The organism is Nocardioides sp. (assembly GCF_047606145.1).
Taxonomy (GTDB): domain Bacteria; phylum Actinomycetota; class Actinomycetes; order Propionibacteriales; family Nocardioidaceae; genus Nocardioides.
In genome coordinates, this window is record NZ_JASGET010000104.1 from 18490 (window position 1) to 37789 (window position 19300).

Consider the following 19300-nt stretch of genomic DNA (forward strand, 5'->3'; position numbering starts at 1 on the left):
GGTCACACGGCGCCGTACTCGACGACCTCCGATGCCTGCAGGAGCATGTCGACGAGCCAGGTCACCGCCGGATCGCGGTGACGGGACGGGTGCCAGTAGGCCGTCTCGACGAGTGTCATCGGCGGTATCGGTGTCTTGACGATCCGCAGCCCCATGGTCGAGGCGTACTTCAAGGCGACGCGTTCCGGGACGAAGCCGACCATGGTGGAGCCGGCGAGCATCAACGGCACCTGCAGGAAGCCGTCGACGGTGATCGCGACGCGGGGCTCGATGCCCGCTGAGGCGAGCATGTGGTCGGCGTGCGTGGAGACGCCGGTGCCGAAGGCGGTGTGCACGTGACGCAGCTCGGCCAGGTCGTCCAGGGAGAGCGCCTCGCGATCGCGCAGGCGCGGGTGGTCGGCGGCGACGAGGCAGACGAAGCTGTCGAGAAAGAGCGATCGATGCTTGCCGGGCAGACCGGGGCAGGCACCGGCGACGTACACATCCCGGCGCAGCAGATCGGTCGGGATCAGGCCGTGTGCGCTCGGCAGCGGCTCGAAGTCGATGCGAGCGTGCGGCGCGTGCGCACGTAGGAGCGTCTCCAGCGGCCCGGTCAACTCGGCGAGCGTGTAGTCCGAGCCGGCGATGTAGAAGGTCCGCGTGGTGGTGGCGGGGTCGAACGAGAGTGTCAGTGCGAGCGTGCGCCGGATCTCGGTCATCGCCCGCTCCACCTCCGGTTGGAGGCGCTTCGCGGTCGGGGTGAGGGCGAAGACGTGACCGGTGCGCACGAGCAACTCGTCGTCGAGCTGGTCACGCAGCCGACTCAGGGCACCGCTGACCGCGGGCTGCGTCATGCCGAGCCGGGTGCCGGCCCGGGTGAGGTTGCGCTCGGCAAGCACCGCGTCGAGCACGACGATGAGGTTCAGGTCGATTCCGTGTAGATCGGTCATCGGCTTCTCGGTGGTGGTTGGGTTCCGTCGCAGGTGTGGCCCGCCATCACGGGGGTCTATATCAACTATCGACCTACGTGACTACCGTCACATCGGCGCCCCTGATCTACTCCTCCGCAGCCAAGTGTCGCCACTTTGTGGGATCACTTGAGGAGTTCGTTCGTCGGTCCCACCCGAAGGAGAGAGTTCGCATGTCCACCACCATCCGCCGGACCAGACGGCTCGCGGTCGCTGCGCTCGCCGGCACGCTGGTCTACTCCGGCGCAATGTTACTTCCTGACGCCGCCTTTGCCGACACCTCCGGGATCAGCTGCACGACCGGTTCGGTCTCGGACGGGGAGTTGGTCGTCGCCGACGGCGACACCTGCACCGTCGGCTCTGTGTCGACACTAGACGAGTTGGTGGTCGAGGACGGCGGGACCGTCACCGCCCCGGACGGCTACCTGGTCAACCTGTCCGTCGACGGCGTGGACACCGGGTCGGCGTACGACACCTGGCCGAAGACCACCCAGAGCATCCAGCCGGGCACCTACACCGGCGAGGTGGTCCTCACCCCGAGCGTCTCCCACACGATGGTCAACACCGAGACCTTCCCGATCCGGCAGGCTCTCTATGTCGACGCCGACGGTGTCGACGACGACTACTCGGTGCCGGCGGACCTGGAGAAGGTCTCCACGCTCGACGACACCGGTGCCGACGACCTGGACGTCACCTCCACCGGTGACGGCCTGAACGGCGTCTGGGTCGAGGGCGGCAGCTATACCCTCAACGACCCGACGATCACGATGACCGGCCGTGGCCGCAGCGACTTCGTCGGCGCCGCCGCCGGCGTCGTGGCCGACAGCTCCACGGTGACCGTGGACGGAGCCGACATCGACAACACCGGCACGGTGCGCACCGCGCTGGTCTCCCAGGGCACCGACTCGAACCTGATCGTGAAGAACTCCACCATCAACGCCGCCCCCTCGGACGACCTGCCCGAGGGCTACATCTCCAACAGCTCGACGCCCTACATGGAGGACACGCCCTGGAAGGTCGGCGTCACCGGGAGCAACCGGGCCACCATCCTGCTCGGCACCGACAGCAAGGCGTCCTACATCAACTCCTCGATCACCGCCGCCGACTGGGGAGCCCTGTCCACCGACTCCGGTGACGGCAACACCCTCACCTCGATCAACAGCACGGTCGACGCCGGGGTGAGCTCGGGCACCAACTCCGGCTATGGCACCTGGGCGATCGGCGACGCGACCGAGAACCTGCTCGGTACGACGATCGACGCCGGCAGCTACGGCTCGGTGATCACCCACAACGGCGATGCCGACGTGCACTGGGGCGACAGCGGCGCCGACAGCGTCGCGGAGCTGAACTCCAGCCTCGACCTCGGCCTGACCGACGACGAGCTCGCCGCCCTGTCCGATCAGCCCACCACCGTCACCGCCGGCAAGAACGCCGCGGTCTTCAACAGCGAGGGCAACCTGGTCGTCGACGGCGACACCACCGCCAACGCCGGCGACGCGGTGTTCATGGACCGCGGCACCTCGACCGCGGCCAGTGTCACCGTGGACGGCTCCGAGGGCGCCAGCTTCAACTCCGACGACGGCATCTTCATGCAGGTCATCGACAACGACAACGCCGGCACGGTGAACAAGACCATCACCGTCGACGGCACCACCTACACGGTGGCCTCCTCCGATGTGACCTACACCGACACCGGGGAGGTCACCTACGACAGCTCCTGGGACCTGACCGACGCGGACGCGAGCTCGCACACCGACGTCAACCTCAACGACACGACGATCGACGACGACCTCTACAACGGCGCCCGTACGCCGAAGAACATGGTCGTCCACCTCGACGACACCACCGTCAAGGGTCTGATCACCTCCACCGACTACCTGCACGACGCCACCACGATCACCGCCGACAACTGGGACGAGATCAGCCGGGTCACCAACACCGTCGCCGCCCCGGTCAACAACGGCGTGATCCTCGACCTCGAGAACGGCTCCCGGTGGGTCGTGCCCGGCACCTCCTACCTGACCAGCCTGACCGGTGCCTCCGCGTCCTCCATCGTCGGTGCCGACGGCCAGGACGTGACCGTCACCATCGACGGCGTCGACTACGCTCCCTCCGATCTCGACCCCGACACCACCTACACCGGCAGCTACGGTGACCCGATCATCGTCGGCCTGGCCGGCAGCAGCGCCACCTCGACCACCGCGGTCAAGCTCTCCCCGGCGAAGGTGGCCTTCGGCAAGAGCCGCACGGCGGTCGTCACGGTCTCCGGCTCGGGGAGCTCCACCCCCAGCGGCACGGTGAAGGTCCTGGTCGACGGCACCAAGGTGGCCACCGGCACGCTCAACTCGGCCGGGAGGGCGAGGGTCGCGTTGCCGAAGACGACCAAGGTCGGCACCCACACCGTCACCGCCAGGTACACCGGCGACGACGACAACACCGCCTCGGCGAGTACGGCCCAGCTCAAGGTCACCAAGGCGTCCTCGACCTCGAGACTGACGTTGAACAGCCACCGGGTCACCACCAAGAAGCGGGTCAAGGCCACCTTCCGGGTCACGGTCTCCGGCGTGGCCCCCACCGGGGTCATCCGGGTCCTCGAGGGCGGGAAGCTGCTCACCTCCTACCGGCTCAAGGCGGGAGCGGCGGGCAAGCTCACCAAGGCGCTGCCCAAGATCACCGAGGCGGGCACCTACCGCCTGCGGATCGTCTACGGCGGCAACGCCAATGTCGCGAGATCGGTCAGCACGCCGGTGCGGCTCAGGGTCACCCGCTGACGCGTCGCCCTACTCGGTCCGCCGGTCTGGCAGTCGCCGGGCCGGCGGACCTCGTCGAGGCACCTCGGATCGGCCCGGCACCAACGCGCGCTGCGGGCTCTCGGCCCGGGCCTGCCGTGGTGGAATCGTCCAGCCAGGCTTAGCGTGGGCTTCAGCGCGGCGATGGTCATGGTGCGACAGCGAGGAGATGCGGGTGACTGACACGATGGTCGAGGCTCAGGACCGGACCGACGAGATCGTCCGCCTGCTGCGCCTCGAGGAACGGCGGGAGCCGGCCGTCGCCCAGGTCGCGACCTGGGTCGGCCTCGGCATCGTCGAGGGCCGGCTGCAACCGGGGCAGGACCTCAACTCGGTCGAGCTCTCCAACCGGTTCAGCTCCTCCCGGACCCCGGTTCGCGAGGCGTTGATGCTGCTCGAGTCGGAGGGTCTGGTCGAGATCCGGGCGCGTAGGCGCCCGCGCGTCGCCTCGTTCACCCCCGAGCGGATCCGTGAGATCTACTTCGTTCGCAAGCATCTGCTCGCCGTGGTCGGCGAGCTGGTCGCGGCCGAGGTGACCGAGGAGTGGGTCGACGAGCTTCGCGGACGGCTGGAGTCGATGCAGGAGCTGGTCGACCGCAACGATGCCGACGAGTACTTCTGGCGCCACGTCAATCTCCAGAGACGCTATGTCGAGATCGCCGGCAACCACATCCTCCAGGAGATGCTCGACACGCTCGCCCTGCGCACCCTCGTCCTTCAGCGCGCCGCCCTGTCGCAAGAGGGCCGACTGGCCGCGAGCATCGCCGACCAATACCGGATCCTGGACGCCATCGAGGGCCGTGACGGGGAGCTGGCGGCGATGCTGCTGGCCCGCGCCACCGATGCCGCGTTGGCGTCGATCGACCTCTCGGAGCTGTCCTCGTAGCCGTCTCGGTGACTCGTCTCGTTCCCAGCCCGCGAACGACCCTCACGAGCCCGTCGAAGGACCGGGTGTGGCTCCTGCGGTGGTCTCCTCCAGGCCGAGGAGGAACGCGGTGTTGTGGCAGATCATCTGGCGCACGTCCGCCTCGGAGATCCCGTGGTCGAGGAGTTGTGGGACCACCGTGAGGTAGGCGTCGACCGGCAGCGGATTGCCCTGCTGGCCGAGGTCGGAGCTGATCACCGTCCGCTCCGGACCGACCTTGACGATCCAGTCCACCAGCCGTTCGATCGACCAGCCCGGGACCGCCGAGTCGGGATGGAACATCGCCAGCTCGTGCTCGACGAACGCGCCGTAGCCCACCAGCTCCTCGATGTCGGCGTCGGTGGCGCCGACGATGAAGTCGGGATGATGCAGCAGCAGCCTGGTCACGCCGTTGTCCCGCGCGGTCCGGAAGAGCGCCCGGATCGACTCGGCGTCGAGGTGACCTCCGGTCAGCAGGATGCCGGAGTCGGCGATCAGCTCCGTGACCAGACAGGTCTCGGCCGAGACGTCTCCGTGGGAGTCGAAGACCGAGACCTCCTGCTCATAGAGGCGGCCGACCGCGGCCGGGAAGCCGTCGCCGTCGCGGTGGGCACAGAGGTGCTGCGCGGCAGACACCGTCGGGCCCCAGATGCACCGCCCACCCATCTGGATGGCGAGCGCCACCGCCGACGGATTGATCCCGCCGACCTCGGAGTTGAGCGCGACGCCGCCGTACACCGACGTCGGTGCACCGGCCAGTGCGGCGCGCATCGCGAGCAGGTCCATCACGGTGTTGTGGTGGTGCGACTTGCACAGGATCGCCCGCATGCCGATCCGTGCGCCGTCGTGGGCGGCCTCGACGTGGTCGATGCGGCGTGGGAACGGACTCGGCCCCGAATGGCAGTGCAGGTCGACCGCGCCGCGCAGCACGTTCAGCAGCGCGGGTGTGGGTGCGTCGACGGTCATCGTCGTCCTCCGGTGTGGGTGGTGGGCGGTCGGATCGGATGGGAGCGCGTCAGGCCGGGTCCAGCTGCGCCGTACGACGTTCGGCCATCGCATGGCCCGTGATCGCCACGACGGCGGCGATCGAGATCACGACGGCGACCGGGACGATGGCGCGGCCGTCGCCCAGGCCGACGAGCAGCGAGGCGACCGCGCCGGCCGCGAACTGGGTCGAGCCCATCGCGGCGAGTGCCAGGCCCGCCGCATCCGGAGCCGCCTGTGCGGCGTAGCTGAACGAGGTGCCGCTCTGGGAGCCGCGCGATCCGCACGCCAACAGGAAGCCGACCAGAACCGCGGGCACTCCGGCGAGGCCCAGCGCGGCCACGCACAGACACGCGGCGCCGAGCAGCGAGGTCCACAGCCCCGACCACATGATGGCTCCTCGGCCGACGCGGACGACCAGCCAGGCCGACACCGCCGCGGCGAGGAGCATGGCCGTCCCGTTCACCGCGAAGTCGAGGGTGTACTGGGCAGTGCTCAGTCCGAGGTCGTCGGCGACGAAGGGAGAACCGGAGATGTAGGCGAAGAGGCCGACGAACCCGGCCGCGGCGACGAGGAGTCGCCACCGGAACACGGCGCTCCCCGCCAGCGCCAGCAGCCGAGGGGCCAGCGTCCGCACGGCACCCTGCGTACGACGTTCCACCGGCAGCGTCTCGGCCACCGAGAACGCGATGCCGAGCAACGCCAGCTGAGTCAGTCCGATGGTCCAGAAGATCGCCCGCCAACCGGCGAGAGCGCCGATCCAGGCGCCCAGGCTGGGCGCGAGGATGGGGCCGAGCGCGGCGACCGTGCCCATCGCGATGTACGCGCGAGCGGCGCGGCGCCCGTCGAGCAGGTCCGCCACCATCGCCCGCCCACTCACCGAGGCCGCCGCGCCGCCGAATCCCTGGAGCAGCCGGCCGAGGATCAACAGTCCGGCGGTGGGCGCGAGCGCGCAGACCACGCTGCCGAGCACCAACGAGATCGATCCGCCGATGACGAACCGGCGCCTGCCATGTGCGTCCGAGAAGGCGCCGAAGACGAGCTGGCACAGCGCGAACGGGAGGAGATAGGCGGTCAGCGTCGCCTGGACCGTCGATGAACCGACCCCGAGCGCTTCGGTGATGCGCGGGAACTCGGGGAGGTACATGTCGGTGGCCAACGGGGAGACCGTCGCCAGACCGCCCAGCAAGACGCAGCGCCTCAGTCCCAACGGGCCCTTCATCGCGAGCTCATCCTCCCAGTCGATGCGTCCGGACCGCGTGACGCTTGCCGGGGCAGGTCGCCGCTGTCGCAGGAGACGAGAAACATCCCTGGAGATCCCGCGCAGCGGCGTCGGCGTCGTGAGCGCCTGCCTGTGGAACCCGTGAGCTCGACGACGGACCGTTACCTACGTCACAAGTCTGGCATAAGATGGCGACACTATGCACCAGATCCCCCAGAATCTGCGCAGACGTTCCGCTCTTTTGTCCATATTCTGTCGACATATCGGGAGCCTGTGGTGGCGGAGGGGCGATCGATGAGAACGACCGACCCCTCGCGCGGGCAGAGGCATCAGGCCGGGCTGGCGAGGCCGAACCGCGCGATCGTCGTACCTCCCGCAGTGCATCGTCCGGCGAGTCCCTATGCCGAGGGCGGTTCCGCTGCGGAGACGGCGCGAGATCTTTCCGCGGAGCTGACCCGTCTTCTCCGGCTCAAGGAGCGCAGGCAGCCGGCCGTTGCGCAGATCGCGGTCTGGATCGGCCTGGGCATCGTGGAGGGGAGGCTCGAGCCGGGCCAGGATCTCAACTCGGTGGAGCTCTCCCACCGGTTCGGGACCAGTCGCACACCGGCGCGCGAGGCGCTGATGCTGCTCGAGTCCGAGGGTCTGGTCGAGATCCGCGCGCGCAAGCGCCCTCGGGTCGCCTCGTTCACCCCGACTCGGGTGCGAGAGATCTACTTCGTCGTCAGGAGCCTGCTGGCGGTCGTGGGCGTCCTGGCTGCTGCGAAGGTGGCCGCCGCCGAGGTTCCCGTGCTGCACGAGCAGATGGCTCAGATGCGGCGGGCCGCCGGCCGGGGCGATCTCGACGGCTATGTCCAAGGGCATGTGAGCCTGCAGCGCCGCTATGTGGAGATCGCGGGCAACCGGATCCTCGGCGAGATGCTGGACACGCTCGCCCTGCGCACGCTGGTGCTGCGCCGTTCGTCGCTGGCGGCCGAGGGCCGGCTCGCCGCGAGTCTGTCGGACCAGGAGCGAATCCTGGAGGCGATCATCGCTCACGACGGAGAGCTGGCCTCGCTGCTGTTGTCCAGGGCGACCGATGCCGCGCTCGCCGCCATCGATCCGACGGCGCTTCGTGGGGCGTCCTGAGCTCGCGCCACCGATGCCGCCGGCGATCGGTGGCGCCGAGACTCGCGTGGGCGGGCGCTTTCAGGCCGCGGACCCGCGGCCCGAGTGATGGACGTCACCGTCACGGGCTGTTACTCTTGACAAACGATAGAAAGTTTTGGTGAATGAAAGCTGGACGGAAGGCTGAGGACGGATGACCGACACGGTTCTGATCACGGGGGCGCGAGTCTTCGACGGCACGGGGAGCGCGCCGGAGCGCCGCGAGGTCCTGGTGCAGCGCAACCGCATCACCCGGGTGCGCGACGAGATCTCGCCGACCGACCGCGACGGTGCCCTCGTCATCGACGCCGACGGCGCGACCCTGCTTCCCGGTCTGGTCGACGGCCACACCCACCTCGGCTTCGGCAGCACGATCGAGCACACCTCGTCTCGCAAGGACCCAGAGGCGGAGAAGATCCTGTTGATGGCGCATGGCGCCCGGGTGATGCTCGATTTCGGCATCACCAGTGCCTACTCCGGCGGCAACCGGATGCCGCGCGCCGAGGTCGCCGCTCGCAAGGCCTTCGCCGAGGGCTGGCTTCCCGGCCCGCGATTCCGGGCCGCCTCCTGGGAGGGCAGCGTGAGCAAGCAGATCCCCGGCGTGTTCAAGTTCCCGGGTATCGAGAACCGTGAGTCCCAGCCGCAGGCGGTCTCCGCCTTCGTCGAGGAGATGGCGGGTGTCGGTGTCGACATCGTCAAGCTCAACCTGTCCGGGGAGAGCGCGCTGGACCCGATGACGTCCCGGATCATCCAGTTCACCGATGAGGAGGTGGCCGCCGCGGCAGCCACGGCGCGTGCACACGACATCTGGCTCAGTGCCCACGCCCACTCCGCCGACGCGATCAAGCTGGGAGTACGCAACGGCGTCCGGGCCATCTACCACTGCACCTTCGCCGACGAGGAGGCGCTGGACCTGATCGAGGAGGCCAAGGACCGCGTCTTCGTGGCACCGACCGCCGGCATCATCTATGCCCACCTGCACGACACCGACCAGCCGATGGATGACGGCATGGAGGTCGTGCCCACGCACGACAGCGTCCGCAAGGTGGTGCCGCAGCTGCAGGCGCGCGGCGTGCGCCTGGTGATCGGCGGCGACTACGGGTTCCCGTTCAACCCGGTCGGCAAGAACCTGCGCGACCTGGAGCTCTTCGTCGAGTGGTTCGGGCTCACTCCTGCCGAGGCGCTGAGTGCGGCCACCCGGAACGGCGCCCAGCTGATGGGGTACGGCGATGAGCTCGGGCTGGTCCGCGAGGGATATCTGGCGGACCTGGTACTGGTCGACGGCGACCCGCTGGAGGACATCTCGATCATGCAGGACCGGGACCGGATCGCCATGGTGATGAAGGACGGCTGGCTGTACAAGACCCCGGTCGAGCGGGTACGACGCCCGGTGGCCGTCCGATGAGTGAGCATCCGACTCCCACCCAGCGGGCGCGCACGCTGGTCGAGGGTGCCTACGACACCCACATCCACGTCGCGCCGGACGTGATGCGTCGCCGCATCGACGACCTCAGCCTTGCTCGCCGGTTCGCCGAGGTCGGCCTCGCCGGGTTCGTGCTGAAGTCCCACTACATCCCGACCGCGGAGCGGGCCGCGGTGGTCCGGGCGGCGGTCCCCGGCGTCGATGTGCTGGGCTCGCTCACTCTCAACGGATCGGTCGGCGGGATGAATCCCACCGCCGTGGAGATCGCCGCACGCAGCGGTGCCCGGGTGGTGTGGTTCCCGACCGTCGACAGCGCCAACCAGCGTGCCTCCCGGGCCCAGGCGCCGGCCGACTCCACCCCGCCGATGTGGGCCGCCCTCCAGGACGACCTGCGGGCGCTCGGCATCTACCCGCCGGCGATCGACGTGGTCGGCGGGGCCGGGGACGTGCTGCCCGACGTCGAGGCCGTCCTCACCCTCATCGCCCGGCACGACCTGGTGCTGGCCACCGGTCACCTGGCCGCGGCCGAGATCCTCGCCGTCACCCGCCGAGCGGTCGAGCTGGGTGTCCAGCGCATCGTGATCACGCACCCGGAGTTCACCTCGCAACGGCTCAGCGTGGCCGACCAGCGTGAGCTGGTCGAGTACGGCGCCCTGCTCGAACGCTGCTTCACCACGCCGTACACCGGGAAGGTGGCCTGGCGCGACATGGTGGAGAACATCAAGAAGGTCGGGACGGAGCACTCGGTGCTCTCCAGCGACCTCGGCCAGCCGTTCAACCCGCCGGTCGAGGACGGCATCGCGCTGATGGCCGACTGGCTGCTGGCGGACGGGTTCAGTGAGGACGAGGTGCACACCATGACGGTCGTCAACTCGTCACGTCTTGCCGCGGCCCCGGTCGCCACGGCCGCCGGGGAGTAGGGCGATGAGGATCTTCGACACCCATACCCACCTGGTCACCGACGACTTCGCGAACTACCCGCTGATCGAGCCGGGCGCGCCCGGCGGACACACCGGGGTGCCCGCCAACCCGGCCGGGGTCAACCTGCGTGAACGCATCACCGCGGCGCCGCTCACCGCCGAGGCGGTGCTGGCGCTCTGGTCGGAGGCTGGCGTCGCCGGAGGCGTGGCGGTCCAATACCGCACCGCCTACGGCGTCGACAACTCCTACCTGCTCGACAGCGCGGCTCGCCACCCGGACCAGATCAGGCCGGTCATCGTCGTCGACGCCGCCGGTGCCGAGACGCCGGGGCGGCTGCGGTCGCTCGCGGGACGACATCGCCTGGCCGGCATCCGGATCACCGGCGGCATGACGCCGGCCGGGGAGTTTCCCTGGCTCGACTCCGAGGACGCGCTCGCGACCTTGGCCGAGGCCGACCGCCTGGGGCTCCCGATCGTGATCATGTCGGTGCCGCCCGGGACGAACGAGGCGGCGCTACGTCGGATCGGTGGTGTCGCCGACCGGCTCCCTGGCGCGCAGATCGTGATCGACCACGTCGGCTGGCCTGTCGACGGCTACCACCTCAGGTCCGCGCACGCGGAGTTGGCCGACCGACCCAACATCAACGTCAAGGTCACCACCGAGAACTTCGACCAGGTGGCCGAGGCGAACGCGAGACCGTCGGGTTTCCTGCGCCGCGCGGTCGACCTCTTCGGCGCGGATCGGGTGATGTGGGGCTCCGACTACGGCAACGCGCCCGGGTCGTACGCCGACCTGCTCGGCCGTGCCCTCGACGCCGTCACCGAGCTCACCGACGCCGAACAGGACGCGGTGCTGGGCGGCACCGGACGACGGCTCTTCGGCTAGAGTCACGCGGACGACAGCGAGAGTCGCTGTCGCCTGCCGAGAGCATGGGGGATGTCGTTGGTGGAGCGCGAGGCGACAACCGAGAAGAAGCAGCCGTCGTATCACATCGAGGCGCTGGCCAAGGGTCTGCAGGTGCTCTCGCTCTTCTCCGAGCGCCGGCCGACGCTGCGACTCGCGGAGGTGGCGGCGGAGACCGGCATGCTCATGCCGCGCGTCTATCGGATCGCGATGACGCTGGCCGCCGAGGGGTATCTCGAGCAGCTGCCGGACGGCCGGTATCGGCCCGGCGTCAAGGTGCTCACCCTGGGCTTCGCGGCCCTGCAGGGCCTGGAGCTCCCCGAGCTCGCGCGGCCGGCCGTCGAGCGCCTCGCGGACGAGACCGCCGAGACCGCGAACCTGGGCGTGCTCTCCGGCGACCAGCTCGTCTATCTCGTCCGGGTGCGCAACCGGGATCTGGCCACGTCCAGTACCCAGCTGGGCTCGCTGCTGCCCGCGGTCTACACCTCCACCGGGAAGGCACTGTTGGCCTACCTGGACGAAGCCGACCTGCGCTCGCGCATCACGAGTCGCTCGTTCAGCGAGAGCCCGGGGCCGCACGCGAAGCGCGATCTGGAGGAGTTGCTGCCCGAGCTGGAGCAGATCCGTCGGCAGGGCTACGCGCTCCAGGACGAGGAGATCGTCTACGGCATCCGATCGGTCGCCGCCCCGGTCCTGGACGCGTCCGGCGAGGTGGTCGCGGCGGTCAACGTCCCGGTCAATGCCCGGGAATGGTCGCCGGAGTCGTTGGACGAGAAGCTCCGACCGCGGGTGGTGGAGACCGCCAGGGAGATCTCCGCGCTGTTGGGACACCGCACCTAGCGATCCCGGCAGTGGCGGCGCTCCCTACCGCGCAATCTCGTAGCGACCGCGGGTCGCCGGTCCGTCGTCGGACGGGCGCCGAGGTTCGGGCTCGCGGGTCGACGCGATCAGGCGCCGCCCAGCAGTTCGACGAGGTTGTCGCCCGCCACCGCGCGCCGGGCGGGCTCCGGCAGGCCGGCAAGCCCGTCGATGACGACCGAGGCGATCCGTCGTGGCGAGTACGACGAGGTCAGGTTGCTGCCGAACAGCACCCGCTCCGGCCCGGCGCGGTCCAGGATCCGGCGTACGAACTCGAAGTCGGGGCAGCCGGCGGTGTCGAACCAGATGTTGTCGCTCAACTGGGCGGCCAGGCACGCCTCGTGGCATTGATCCGGACCGGTCAGCCCGTCGAGCAGCACGATGCGAGCATCGGGTACCGCACGAGCGACGGCCAACACGCGCCACACCGACTCCTCCGAGGAGTACCCGGCGTGCAGGAAACAGATCAGTCCGAGCGCGGTCGCGCGGCGCACCAGGTCGATCACCGCGGGGTCGTTGGTCGGACAACCCTGGAATCGCGTATGGAAGCTGATCCCGGCCAGTCCGAGCGGCCCGGCGATCCGCTCGATCTCCGCATGGCCGGCGGCGGCGTGCTGAGGCTCGACCACGCCCGCCGCGGCGAGCACCAGGTCGGGATGGCTGTCGCGGTAGGCGGCCACGGTGTCGTTGACCGCTGAGGTGTCGGCCTGCCCGCGTGGTCGCTGGTAGGAGTGGAACGGCAACATCAGCGCCTGCTCGATCCCGGCCTGGATCATGCTCTCGCGCCGAGCGGTGAGCTCGCGGGCGGCGTCGACGTCGTCGAACGAGGGCGCCGGAGCGAGCCCGACGGGGCAGTCCGCGGGTGTCAGGTGTTGGTGGGCGTCGAGGAAGAGCGGCACGACCTGGTCCGGTCCGATCGAGTTCAGTCGCGGCTGTTGCGAATCTCGGAGAGGATCCGGCCGCGGAGCTCGGCGAACCGTGGCTCCGCCTTGGTGCCGATCTGGTCCCGCTCGGCACCGAGCCCGACCTCGATGGTGTCCATGACGGTGGCGGGACGACCGCCGAGGACCACCACCCGGTCACCGAGATAGACCGCCTCGTCGATGTCGTGGGTGACCAGGACGATCGTCATGCCCAGTTCGCGCCGCAGACGCAGCACCAGGTCCTCGAGGTCGAACCGGGTTTGTGCGTCCAACGAGCCGAACGGCTCGTCCATGAGAAGCACCGGCGCGTTGTAGGCCAGGGCCCGTGCGATCGCGACGCGCTGCTGCATGCCGCCGGAGAGCTGCCAGGGGTGCTTGCGCGCGACGTCGGTGAGACCGACGGTGGCAAGCGCCTCCTCGGCCCGGCGACGGCGCTCGGTGCGCCCGACCCCGAGTCCCTGGAGCGGGAAGGCGACGTTCTCTCGCACCTTCATCCAGGTCAGCAGCGAGGCACGGTAGTCCTGGAAGACGACAGCGATCTCGGCCAGCGGCTGGTCGACCGGGGTGTCGCCGAGCCTGACCGATCCGGCGGTGATGGGAGCCAGTCCGGTCAGACAGCGCAACAGCGTCGTCTTGCCGACACCGGACGGCCCCACGATGGTGACGACCTCGCCGGGCTCGACCCGCAGGTCGAGGTGGGCCAGGATCGCGGTGTCGCCGTACGACTTGCCGACCCCCGTGACGATCAGGGGCTTGCCGCTCACCGGCTGGGCGCCCTTGGTGGAGACGGATGCGGTGGTCATGCGCGTGCCTTTCGAGATGCGAAGCGTGACGACTTGGTGACGGTGCGGGTCTCCTCCGTCGAACGGAAGTGCCAGCTGAGGGTGACTCGCTCGCCCAGGAGAAGGAGCAGCGAGAGCAGATATCCGACCGCGCCGATCAGCAGGGTGCCGGCCCAGGTGTCCTGGATGCGGTAGGTCGAGCCGCTCTGGAGGATGTAGAAGCCGAGGCCCTGGTCGGAGCCGTACATCTCGCTGACCAGCAGGGTCACCAGGCCCACCTGGAGCGCGACCCGGAGTCCGGCGGCCGCGCGCGGCAGGCAGGCGGGCACCGCCACTCGCGCGATGAAGAGCGGCGTCGGGATGCGGAACGACCGGGTCATGTCCCAGACCGCCGGCGGGATGGATCTCGCCCCGTCGATGGAGTTCAGCAGGATCGGCCAGATGCAGGCCAGGGCGATCACCACGATCTTCGGCCAGGCGCCGATGCCGAGGATCACGATCAGGATCGGCACGAAGGCGAGGTGTGGCACCGCGCGGGCGTAGTCGAGCACCGGTCGGGTGGCTCGCTCGACCGGCTCGCTGAGCCCGAGGGCGATCCCGAGGACCACGCCGAGGACGAGAGCCAGGGCGAGGCCGGCGACCAGGTTGCGCACGCTATAGATCGTCTGGCCCAGGAGGTCCTGGGTGCGGAACGCATCACCGAGTGCGGTCAGGATGTCGCGCAGCGGCGGGAAGTAGAGCGACTCGCTGTTGGCCGAGGCCAGCCACCAGACGACGAAGAGCAGTATCGGCAACCAGACGGCGACGGCGGCTCGGCTCAGCAGGCGGGTGGTCATCGAGTTCATGGGCGTCTCCCTGCTCTCACTCGCCGCTGTCGGTGGGCCGCCAGGCGAGCAGCCTGTCCTCGAGGATCTTGACCAACCAGTTGATCAGATAGCCCATGATGCCGCCGGCGAAGATGCAGACGTAGGCCATCGGCGTCTGTCGGTCGAACTGGAGGGTGCCGATCAGTCGTCCCAGTCCCGCGCTCGAGGTGATGATCTCCACGGCCACCGCGACGAGCACCGACGTGGTGGCGGCGATCCGGACCCCGGTCACGATGAAGGGGGTGGCGCTGGGCAGGACGACCTGGACGAAGGTGAGCATCCGCGGGATGCGGTAGGCGCGGACCGTGTCCACCACGGCGGCGTCGAGGCTCTTGGCCCCATAGATGGACTGGATCAGCACCGGCCACACGCACGCCAGGATGACCACGATGACCTTCATCTTGAGGGTGACGCCGTAGAGCAGGAGCAGCACCGGCATCACCGCCACCGGCGGGAAGGCTCGGAAGAAGTCGAGCACCAGCTGTGTCGACCGCTCCGCGAACTGGGCTCGCCCGAGGAACAGGCCCAGCGGGATGCCGATCGCCAGCGACAGGGCGAAGCCGATGGCGGCACCGCCGATGGTGGAGCCGGTGGCATCCCAGAAGCGCGACTCGGTGAGCAGCTCGGGCGCCGCCTTCGCGACACTGCGCAGTGAGGGAAGCAGGTCGGGGGAGACCACATGGAGCGCGCACACCAGCTCCCAGGCTGCCGCGACCAGGACCCACACGAATGCCTGGGAGGCGAGTCTGCGCACCATCGTGCCGGAGCGGCCCGACCGCCGTCCTCGCACGGTGGGTGCGAGGACGGCGGGGTCGCGTTCGGCGGTGGGCACTGCGCTCACAGCGTCGGGACGGTCGAGTCGATCAGATCGTCGAGCGATGGCTTCTTGTCGATGAAGCCGTCGAGCGCCAACTCGTCGATGATGGACTCGGTTGCGGTGCGGGAGAGGGAGGTGCTCATGTCGGGAACGCCGTCCTGGACGACATCCTTCTTCTTCTGGTCGGAGTTCGCGAGGACGACCTTCACGTAGGCCGCCGGGTGGCTGTCGAGGTAGGTGTAGGCCTTCTCCATGGCCGCCTGGAACTTGGTGATGACGTCGGGATGTGCGTCGGCGTACTTGTCGGTGGAGGTCCACACGATCTGTGCGGCGTTGGGGGTCTCTCCGACCGTGCCGCCGTTGAGGACGGTGAACCCCTCGGCGACGGCCTGGAAGTAGAACGAGCCGAAGGTGCAGATCGCGTCGACGGTGCCGTTCTTGCCGGCGTCGATCATCGAGGCGACGTCCAGCGCGACGTACTTGACCTTGCTCGGGTCCAGGTTCGCGTTGCGCATGGCGAGGTTGTTGCTGATCTGCAGCGGGTGACCCAACACCGGGACGCCGACCGAGGCGCCCTCGAGATCGGCCAGATCGGTGATCGAGCTGCCCGGAGGCGCCAGGCAGCCGTCGTCCTGCTTGGTCTTCGAGGTGGCATTCTGCGCCCCGGAGATGATCCGGACCGGCAGCCCCTGGCTGCGCGCGGCCGCGGTCGGCTGGACACTCGACATGATGATGTCGCGCTGGCCGCTGACCAGGATGGGGATGTTCTTGCTGGTGTCGGAGGAGGACACCGACAGGGTGACGTCGAGACCGTTCTCCTTGAAGTAGCCGTGCTCGTCGGCCCAGATCACGGGCGCCCAGCCGGCGTTGAGTCCGCGCTGGATGTTGACCTTCTCCAGGGTGCCGGTCGAGGACGACGATCCAGCGTTGGCCGCGTCGGCCGACGAGTCGCTCCCGTTGCTCCCGCACGCGCTCAGGACGGTGGCGCACAAGAGCGCCGCTACGACGCTGCCGGGGCCGAGCACCCGGCGGAGGTGATGGTGGCGGGTACGCATGATGACTCCTTCTCGGGACGAGAGTCTAGGTAGTGGTGTGATGTGCGTCACCGGGATAGTGGCGACACTTGAGAGGAGTGTCAAGGGTTGTGGCGGAAATACCAGGTAGTTGTACAAACATCTGTCGACAGATGGGCCTGGTCGTGGACAATGCCGCCGACTCTTCGGTCCCGCGGCCGGCGCCGCTCCGCCCTGGCATTGACTGATAAAGTGTCGACAGTTATTGTCTAACATGTTGTCTCGATCACCCTGAGAGAGGAGATCATCGATGATCTCGGCTGATAGTGCCGACACTAGGGCGAGCAATCCGACGCAGGCAGCGTCGTGGCTCGGCCTCGACGATGCTGCGGTACTCATCGCTGGGGCAGGTGGGATCGGCGCTGCGTGCGCGGCCGGGTACGTCGATGCAGGTGCGCGGGTCGTCGTCGTCGACCGCGACCGGGCGGCCCTCGATGCCCTCGCCGATCGGGTGGACGGGGTGGTCGCGCTCGACCTGACCGAGGCCGGCGCCGGCGCTCGTGCGGTGGCCGCGGCGATCGAGATCCTGGGTGGGCTCGACGTGGTGCTGCACTGCGTCGGGGTCAACGATCGGCGACCGGTGCTCGACTTCACCGAGGATGAGTGGTCCCGCGTCCTCGACATCAACCTCGGGACCGTCTTCGGCATCGCCCAGGCCGCCGGCCGGCACATGGTCGCCCAGGGCAGCGGGCGGATCCTGGTGCTCTCGTCGGTCTCCGGGTTGCTGGCGCACGACAAGCACGGTCCCTACGCCACGTCCAAGGGCGGCATCAACCAGATGGTGCGGGTGATGGCGCGCGAGTGGGCGGCTTCCGGCGTCACCGTCAACGCGCTTGCCCCCGGCTACATCGAGACGAACCTGACCGCGGAGCACCTCGCCAAGCCCGGGATCCGGGAGTCGCTGACCTCGCTGGTGCCGGCCGGTCGGCTCGGCGTCCCCGATGAGGTCGTCGGCCCGGTCCTCTTCCTGTCCTCGCCGCACGCGTCGTTCGTCACGGGCCACGTCCTGTACGTCGACGGTGGCCGGACCCTCGTCTGATCAAGGAGTCTTCATGAGCAACGACATCTTCCCTCGCTTCGCCGGCAAGAACGTCTTGGTGACCGGTGCCGGCACCGGCTTCGGCGCCGCGATCGCCTATCGCGCGGCCCAGGAGGGCGCCGACGTCGGAGTCCACTACAACAGCTCGCGAGAAGGCGCCGAGAAGACGGCTCACCGCATCGAGGAGCTCGGCCGCTCGACCTGGCTGGGCCAGGCCGACATCTCCGACTGGGACCAGGTACGCCGGCTGGCCGACGAGGCATTCGCGCACTTCGGCCGGATCGACGTCCTGGTCAACAACGTCGGCGACTTCGCCAGCGAGACCCAGGGCTGGCGTGACCTCACCCAGGAGTCGCTGGACCGGGTGATCGATGTCGACGTCAAGGGCACCCTGACGATGACCCACGAGTTCGGCGCCCGGATGCTCGACCAGGGCCACGGATCCATCGTGAACATCGGCTCGACGGTGGTCGTGCGCGGCAGTGCCCGTGCTCCGCAGTACGCGGCCTCGAAGTACGCGATCCTCGGGATCACCAAGTCCTACGCCCAGGCCTTCGCACCGACCGTCCGGGTGAACACCTTCGCCCCGGGGTTCATGGAGACCGAGGCGCTGGTGGCGCGCGAGGACTGGAAGGCCGGTCGTCGGGAGAAGCTGATCGCGGCGACCCCGATGGGTCAGATCCCGCCGCCGGAGGTCGTCGCGGGCACGGCCCTGTTCCTGGCCACGCCCGATGCCGATCACATCACCGGCAGCTATCTGATCGCCGACGGTGGCTACAACATGGTCGGCGCCTGAACGTCGGCTGCGACCCGGACGAGGAGAAGAGGACGAGAGATGAAACTGGTGACCTTCGACGAGGGGCGTGTCGGACGACTCGACGGCGAGGACGTCATCGAGCTGGACGTGCCCTCCACCCGCGCGTTCTTCGAGCTCGACGGCAAGGTCGGTGAGACCGGCGAGCGGGTCAAGCTGGCCGACGTACGGCTACGGGCACCGATCCAGCCGAAGAAGTTCTTCCACACCGCCGGCAACTTCGCCGACCACCACAACGAGCTCCAGGCCGTCGACTGGTCGCACCCGGTGCACAAGGGCATCGTGTTCTTCCAGAACGTCGATGCGGTCATCGGTCCCGACGACCCGATCGTCTACCCCGAGCACCTGACCAAGGAGCTCGACTACGAGCTCGAGCTGGCGGTGGTGATCGGCAAGCCGGGCAAGTTCTTCACTCCGGAGGAGGCGGTCGAGCACATCGCCGGATTCACCGTCTTCAACGACATCACCGCCCGCGACATCCAGCGCCGGGAGATGGAATCCGGCGTCTTCTCCTTCTCCAAGGCGATCGACACCTTCTGCCCGATCGGGCCGTGGATCGTCACCGCCGACGAGGTGCCGGACATGATGGACCTCGCCATGGAGTTGAGGGTCAACGGCGAGGTGCGACAGACCGGGCACACCAAGCAGATGCGGGTCTCGATCCCGCACCTGGTCGCCTATCACTCGCCGCAGATCTTCAGCGCCGGCGACCTGATCACCACCGGAACGGTCTCCGGGGTGGCCGCGGTGCAGCCCAACCCGTTCGACTTCTACCTCAAGCCCGGCGACGTGGTCGAGGCCGAGATCGAGCACGTCGGCACGCTGCGCAACACTGTCGTCTCCTGGCAGGAGGCCCACGGCGAGCCTGCCCCAGAGCGAGTCGACTGGTGAG

At 68.9% G+C, this 19300-nt stretch carries 18 protein-coding genes; 10 read left to right on the top strand and 8 right to left on the bottom strand.

Annotated elements, in window-relative coordinates; genetic code table 11:
• Positions 1–2: 2 nt before the first annotated feature.
• Positions 3–929 (bottom strand): LysR family transcriptional regulator, encoded by a 927-nt coding sequence (locus QM638_RS13065; protein WP_415142418.1) that lies wholly within the window; start codon positions 927–929, stop codon positions 3–5.
• A 191-nt stretch (positions 930–1120) separates the two neighbouring features.
• Here QM638_RS13065 and QM638_RS13070 point away from each other — a divergent pair, with 191 nt between their 5' ends.
• Together QM638_RS13070 and QM638_RS13075 are read left to right on the top strand one after the other, a co-directional pair.
• The gene (locus tag QM638_RS13070; RefSeq protein WP_415142419.1) at positions 1121–3718 is read left to right on the top strand and encodes an Ig-like domain repeat protein; all 2598 of its coding nucleotides are present in this window, start codon (positions 1121–1123) and stop codon (positions 3716–3718) included.
• Between the two features lie 193 nt (positions 3719–3911).
• Positions 3912–4622 carry a GntR family transcriptional regulator gene (locus QM638_RS13075; RefSeq protein ID WP_415142420.1) on the top strand — a complete coding sequence of 237 codons (711 nt, stop codon included), beginning with the start codon at positions 3912–3914 and terminating at the stop codon, positions 4620–4622.
• A 42-nt stretch (positions 4623–4664) separates the two neighbouring features.
• On the opposite strand, the gene QM638_RS13080 is transcribed toward QM638_RS13075, so the two are convergent.
• Both QM638_RS13080 and QM638_RS13085 read right to left on the bottom strand, forming a co-directional pair.
• Entirely contained in the window at positions 4665–5606 is a 942-nt protein-coding gene (locus QM638_RS13080) for a DUF6282 family protein (protein ID WP_415142421.1), read from the bottom strand.
• 49 nt (positions 5607–5655) lie between these two features.
• Positions 5656–6846 carry a Bcr/CflA family efflux MFS transporter gene (locus QM638_RS13085; protein ID WP_415142422.1) on the bottom strand — a complete coding sequence of 397 codons (1191 nt, stop codon included), beginning with the start codon at positions 6844–6846 and terminating at the stop codon, positions 5656–5658.
• A gap of 294 nt (positions 6847–7140) precedes the next feature.
• On the opposite strand from QM638_RS13085, the gene QM638_RS13090 reads away from it, so the two are divergent.
• From QM638_RS13090 to QM638_RS13110, 5 genes are all read left to right on the top strand, one after another.
• Positions 7141–7971: a GntR family transcriptional regulator gene (locus QM638_RS13090; RefSeq protein ID WP_415142423.1), complete on the top strand. Its 831-nt coding sequence runs from the start codon at positions 7141–7143 to the stop codon at positions 7969–7971.
• A 172-nt stretch (positions 7972–8143) separates the two neighbouring features.
• Positions 8144–9394, top strand: coding sequence for an amidohydrolase family protein (locus QM638_RS13095; protein WP_415142424.1), 1251 nt, complete (start codon positions 8144–8146; stop codon positions 9392–9394).
• The gene (locus QM638_RS13100; RefSeq protein ID WP_415142425.1) at positions 9391–10332 is read left to right on the top strand and encodes a DUF6282 family protein; all 942 of its coding nucleotides are present in this window, start codon (positions 9391–9393) and stop codon (positions 10330–10332) included. The genes QM638_RS13095 and QM638_RS13100 overlap by 4 nt, the downstream gene beginning before the upstream one ends.
• 4 nt (positions 10333–10336) lie before the next feature.
• Complete coding sequence (locus QM638_RS13105) at positions 10337–11218, top strand: amidohydrolase family protein (protein ID WP_415142426.1); 882 nt, start codon at positions 10337–10339, stop codon at positions 11216–11218.
• A 51-nt stretch (positions 11219–11269) separates the two neighbouring features.
• Positions 11270–12076 (top strand): IclR family transcriptional regulator, encoded by an 807-nt coding sequence (locus QM638_RS13110; RefSeq protein WP_415142427.1) that lies wholly within the window; start codon positions 11270–11272, stop codon positions 12074–12076.
• Between the two features lie 107 nt (positions 12077–12183).
• Here the strand turns inward: QM638_RS13110 and QM638_RS13115 are convergent, their stop codons facing one another.
• Genes QM638_RS13115 through QM638_RS13135 form a run of 5 tightly spaced genes read right to left on the bottom strand, consistent with a single transcriptional unit; the run spans position 12184 to position 16537 of the window.
• Positions 12184–12993 (bottom strand): amidohydrolase family protein, encoded by an 810-nt coding sequence (locus tag QM638_RS13115; RefSeq protein WP_415142428.1) that lies wholly within the window; start codon positions 12991–12993, stop codon positions 12184–12186.
• A 23-nt stretch (positions 12994–13016) separates the two neighbouring features.
• Complete coding sequence (locus tag QM638_RS13120) at positions 13017–13820, bottom strand: ABC transporter ATP-binding protein (protein WP_415142429.1); 804 nt, start codon at positions 13818–13820, stop codon at positions 13017–13019.
• Positions 13817–14644: an ABC transporter permease gene (locus tag QM638_RS13125; protein WP_415142430.1), complete on the bottom strand. Its 828-nt coding sequence runs from the start codon at positions 14642–14644 to the stop codon at positions 13817–13819. The genes QM638_RS13120 and QM638_RS13125 overlap by 4 nt, the downstream gene beginning before the upstream one ends.
• 16 nt (positions 14645–14660) lie before the next feature.
• Positions 14661–15506: an ABC transporter permease gene (locus QM638_RS13130; RefSeq protein ID WP_415142431.1), complete on the bottom strand. Its 846-nt coding sequence runs from the start codon at positions 15504–15506 to the stop codon at positions 14661–14663.
• The gene (locus QM638_RS13135; RefSeq protein WP_415142432.1) at positions 15503–16537 is read right to left on the bottom strand and encodes an ABC transporter substrate-binding protein; all 1035 of its coding nucleotides are present in this window, start codon (positions 16535–16537) and stop codon (positions 15503–15505) included. The genes QM638_RS13130 and QM638_RS13135 overlap by 4 nt, the downstream gene beginning before the upstream one ends.
• A gap of 268 nt (positions 16538–16805) precedes the next feature.
• Here QM638_RS13135 and QM638_RS13140 point away from each other — a divergent pair, with 268 nt between their 5' ends.
• The 3 genes from QM638_RS13140 to QM638_RS13150 are packed head-to-tail and all read left to right on the top strand — an operon-like array spanning position 16806 to position 19299.
• A complete protein-coding gene (locus QM638_RS13140) occupies positions 16806–17594 on the top strand; it encodes an SDR family NAD(P)-dependent oxidoreductase (protein WP_415142433.1) in 789 nt (262 codons plus the stop codon).
• A gap of 13 nt (positions 17595–17607) precedes the next feature.
• Entirely contained in the window at positions 17608–18390 is a 783-nt protein-coding gene (locus QM638_RS13145) for an SDR family NAD(P)-dependent oxidoreductase (protein ID WP_415142435.1), read from the top strand.
• Positions 18391–18429: 39 nt separating this feature from the next.
• On the top strand, positions 18430–19299 hold the full coding sequence (locus QM638_RS13150; RefSeq protein ID WP_415142436.1) for a fumarylacetoacetate hydrolase family protein: 870 nt from the start codon (positions 18430–18432) through the stop codon (positions 19297–19299).
• Position 19300: the final 1 nt, after the last annotated feature.

What these genes read in the sequence shown, in the direction of transcription:
- QM638_RS13145 (WP_415142435.1), top strand. Translation starts at nt 17,608, where the DNA reads ATGAGCAACGACATCTTCCCTCGCTTCGCCGGCAAGAACGTCTTGGTG.
- QM638_RS13065 (WP_415142418.1), bottom strand. Translation starts at nt 929, where the DNA reads ATGACCGATCTACACGGAATCGACCTGAACCTCATCGTCGTGCTCGAC.
- QM638_RS13100 (WP_415142425.1), top strand. Translation starts at nt 9,391, where the DNA reads ATGAGTGAGCATCCGACTCCCACCCAGCGGGCGCGCACGCTGGTCGAG.
- QM638_RS13150 (WP_415142436.1), top strand. Translation starts at nt 18,430, where the DNA reads ATGAAACTGGTGACCTTCGACGAGGGGCGTGTCGGACGACTCGACGGC.
- QM638_RS13125 (WP_415142430.1), bottom strand. Translation starts at nt 14,644, where the DNA reads ATGAACTCGATGACCACCCGCCTGCTGAGCCGAGCCGCCGTCGCCGTC.
- QM638_RS13110 (WP_415142427.1), top strand. Translation starts at nt 11,270, where the DNA reads ATGTCGTTGGTGGAGCGCGAGGCGACAACCGAGAAGAAGCAGCCGTCG.
- QM638_RS13080 (WP_415142421.1), bottom strand. Translation starts at nt 5,606, where the DNA reads ATGACCGTCGACGCACCCACACCCGCGCTGCTGAACGTGCTGCGCGGC.
- QM638_RS13140 (WP_415142433.1), top strand. Translation starts at nt 16,806, where the DNA reads ATGATCTCGGCTGATAGTGCCGACACTAGGGCGAGCAATCCGACGCAG.
- QM638_RS13085 (WP_415142422.1), bottom strand. Translation starts at nt 6,846, where the DNA reads ATGAAGGGCCCGTTGGGACTGAGGCGCTGCGTCTTGCTGGGCGGTCTG.
- QM638_RS13105 (WP_415142426.1), top strand. Translation starts at nt 10,337, where the DNA reads ATGAGGATCTTCGACACCCATACCCACCTGGTCACCGACGACTTCGCG.
- QM638_RS13095 (WP_415142424.1), top strand. Translation starts at nt 8,144, where the DNA reads ATGACCGACACGGTTCTGATCACGGGGGCGCGAGTCTTCGACGGCACG.
- QM638_RS13135 (WP_415142432.1), bottom strand. Translation starts at nt 16,537, where the DNA reads ATGCGTACCCGCCACCATCACCTCCGCCGGGTGCTCGGCCCCGGCAGC.
- QM638_RS13070 (WP_415142419.1), top strand. Translation starts at nt 1,121, where the DNA reads ATGTCCACCACCATCCGCCGGACCAGACGGCTCGCGGTCGCTGCGCTC.
- QM638_RS13090 (WP_415142423.1), top strand. Translation starts at nt 7,141, where the DNA reads ATGAGAACGACCGACCCCTCGCGCGGGCAGAGGCATCAGGCCGGGCTG.
- QM638_RS13120 (WP_415142429.1), bottom strand. Translation starts at nt 13,820, where the DNA reads ATGACCACCGCATCCGTCTCCACCAAGGGCGCCCAGCCGGTGAGCGGC.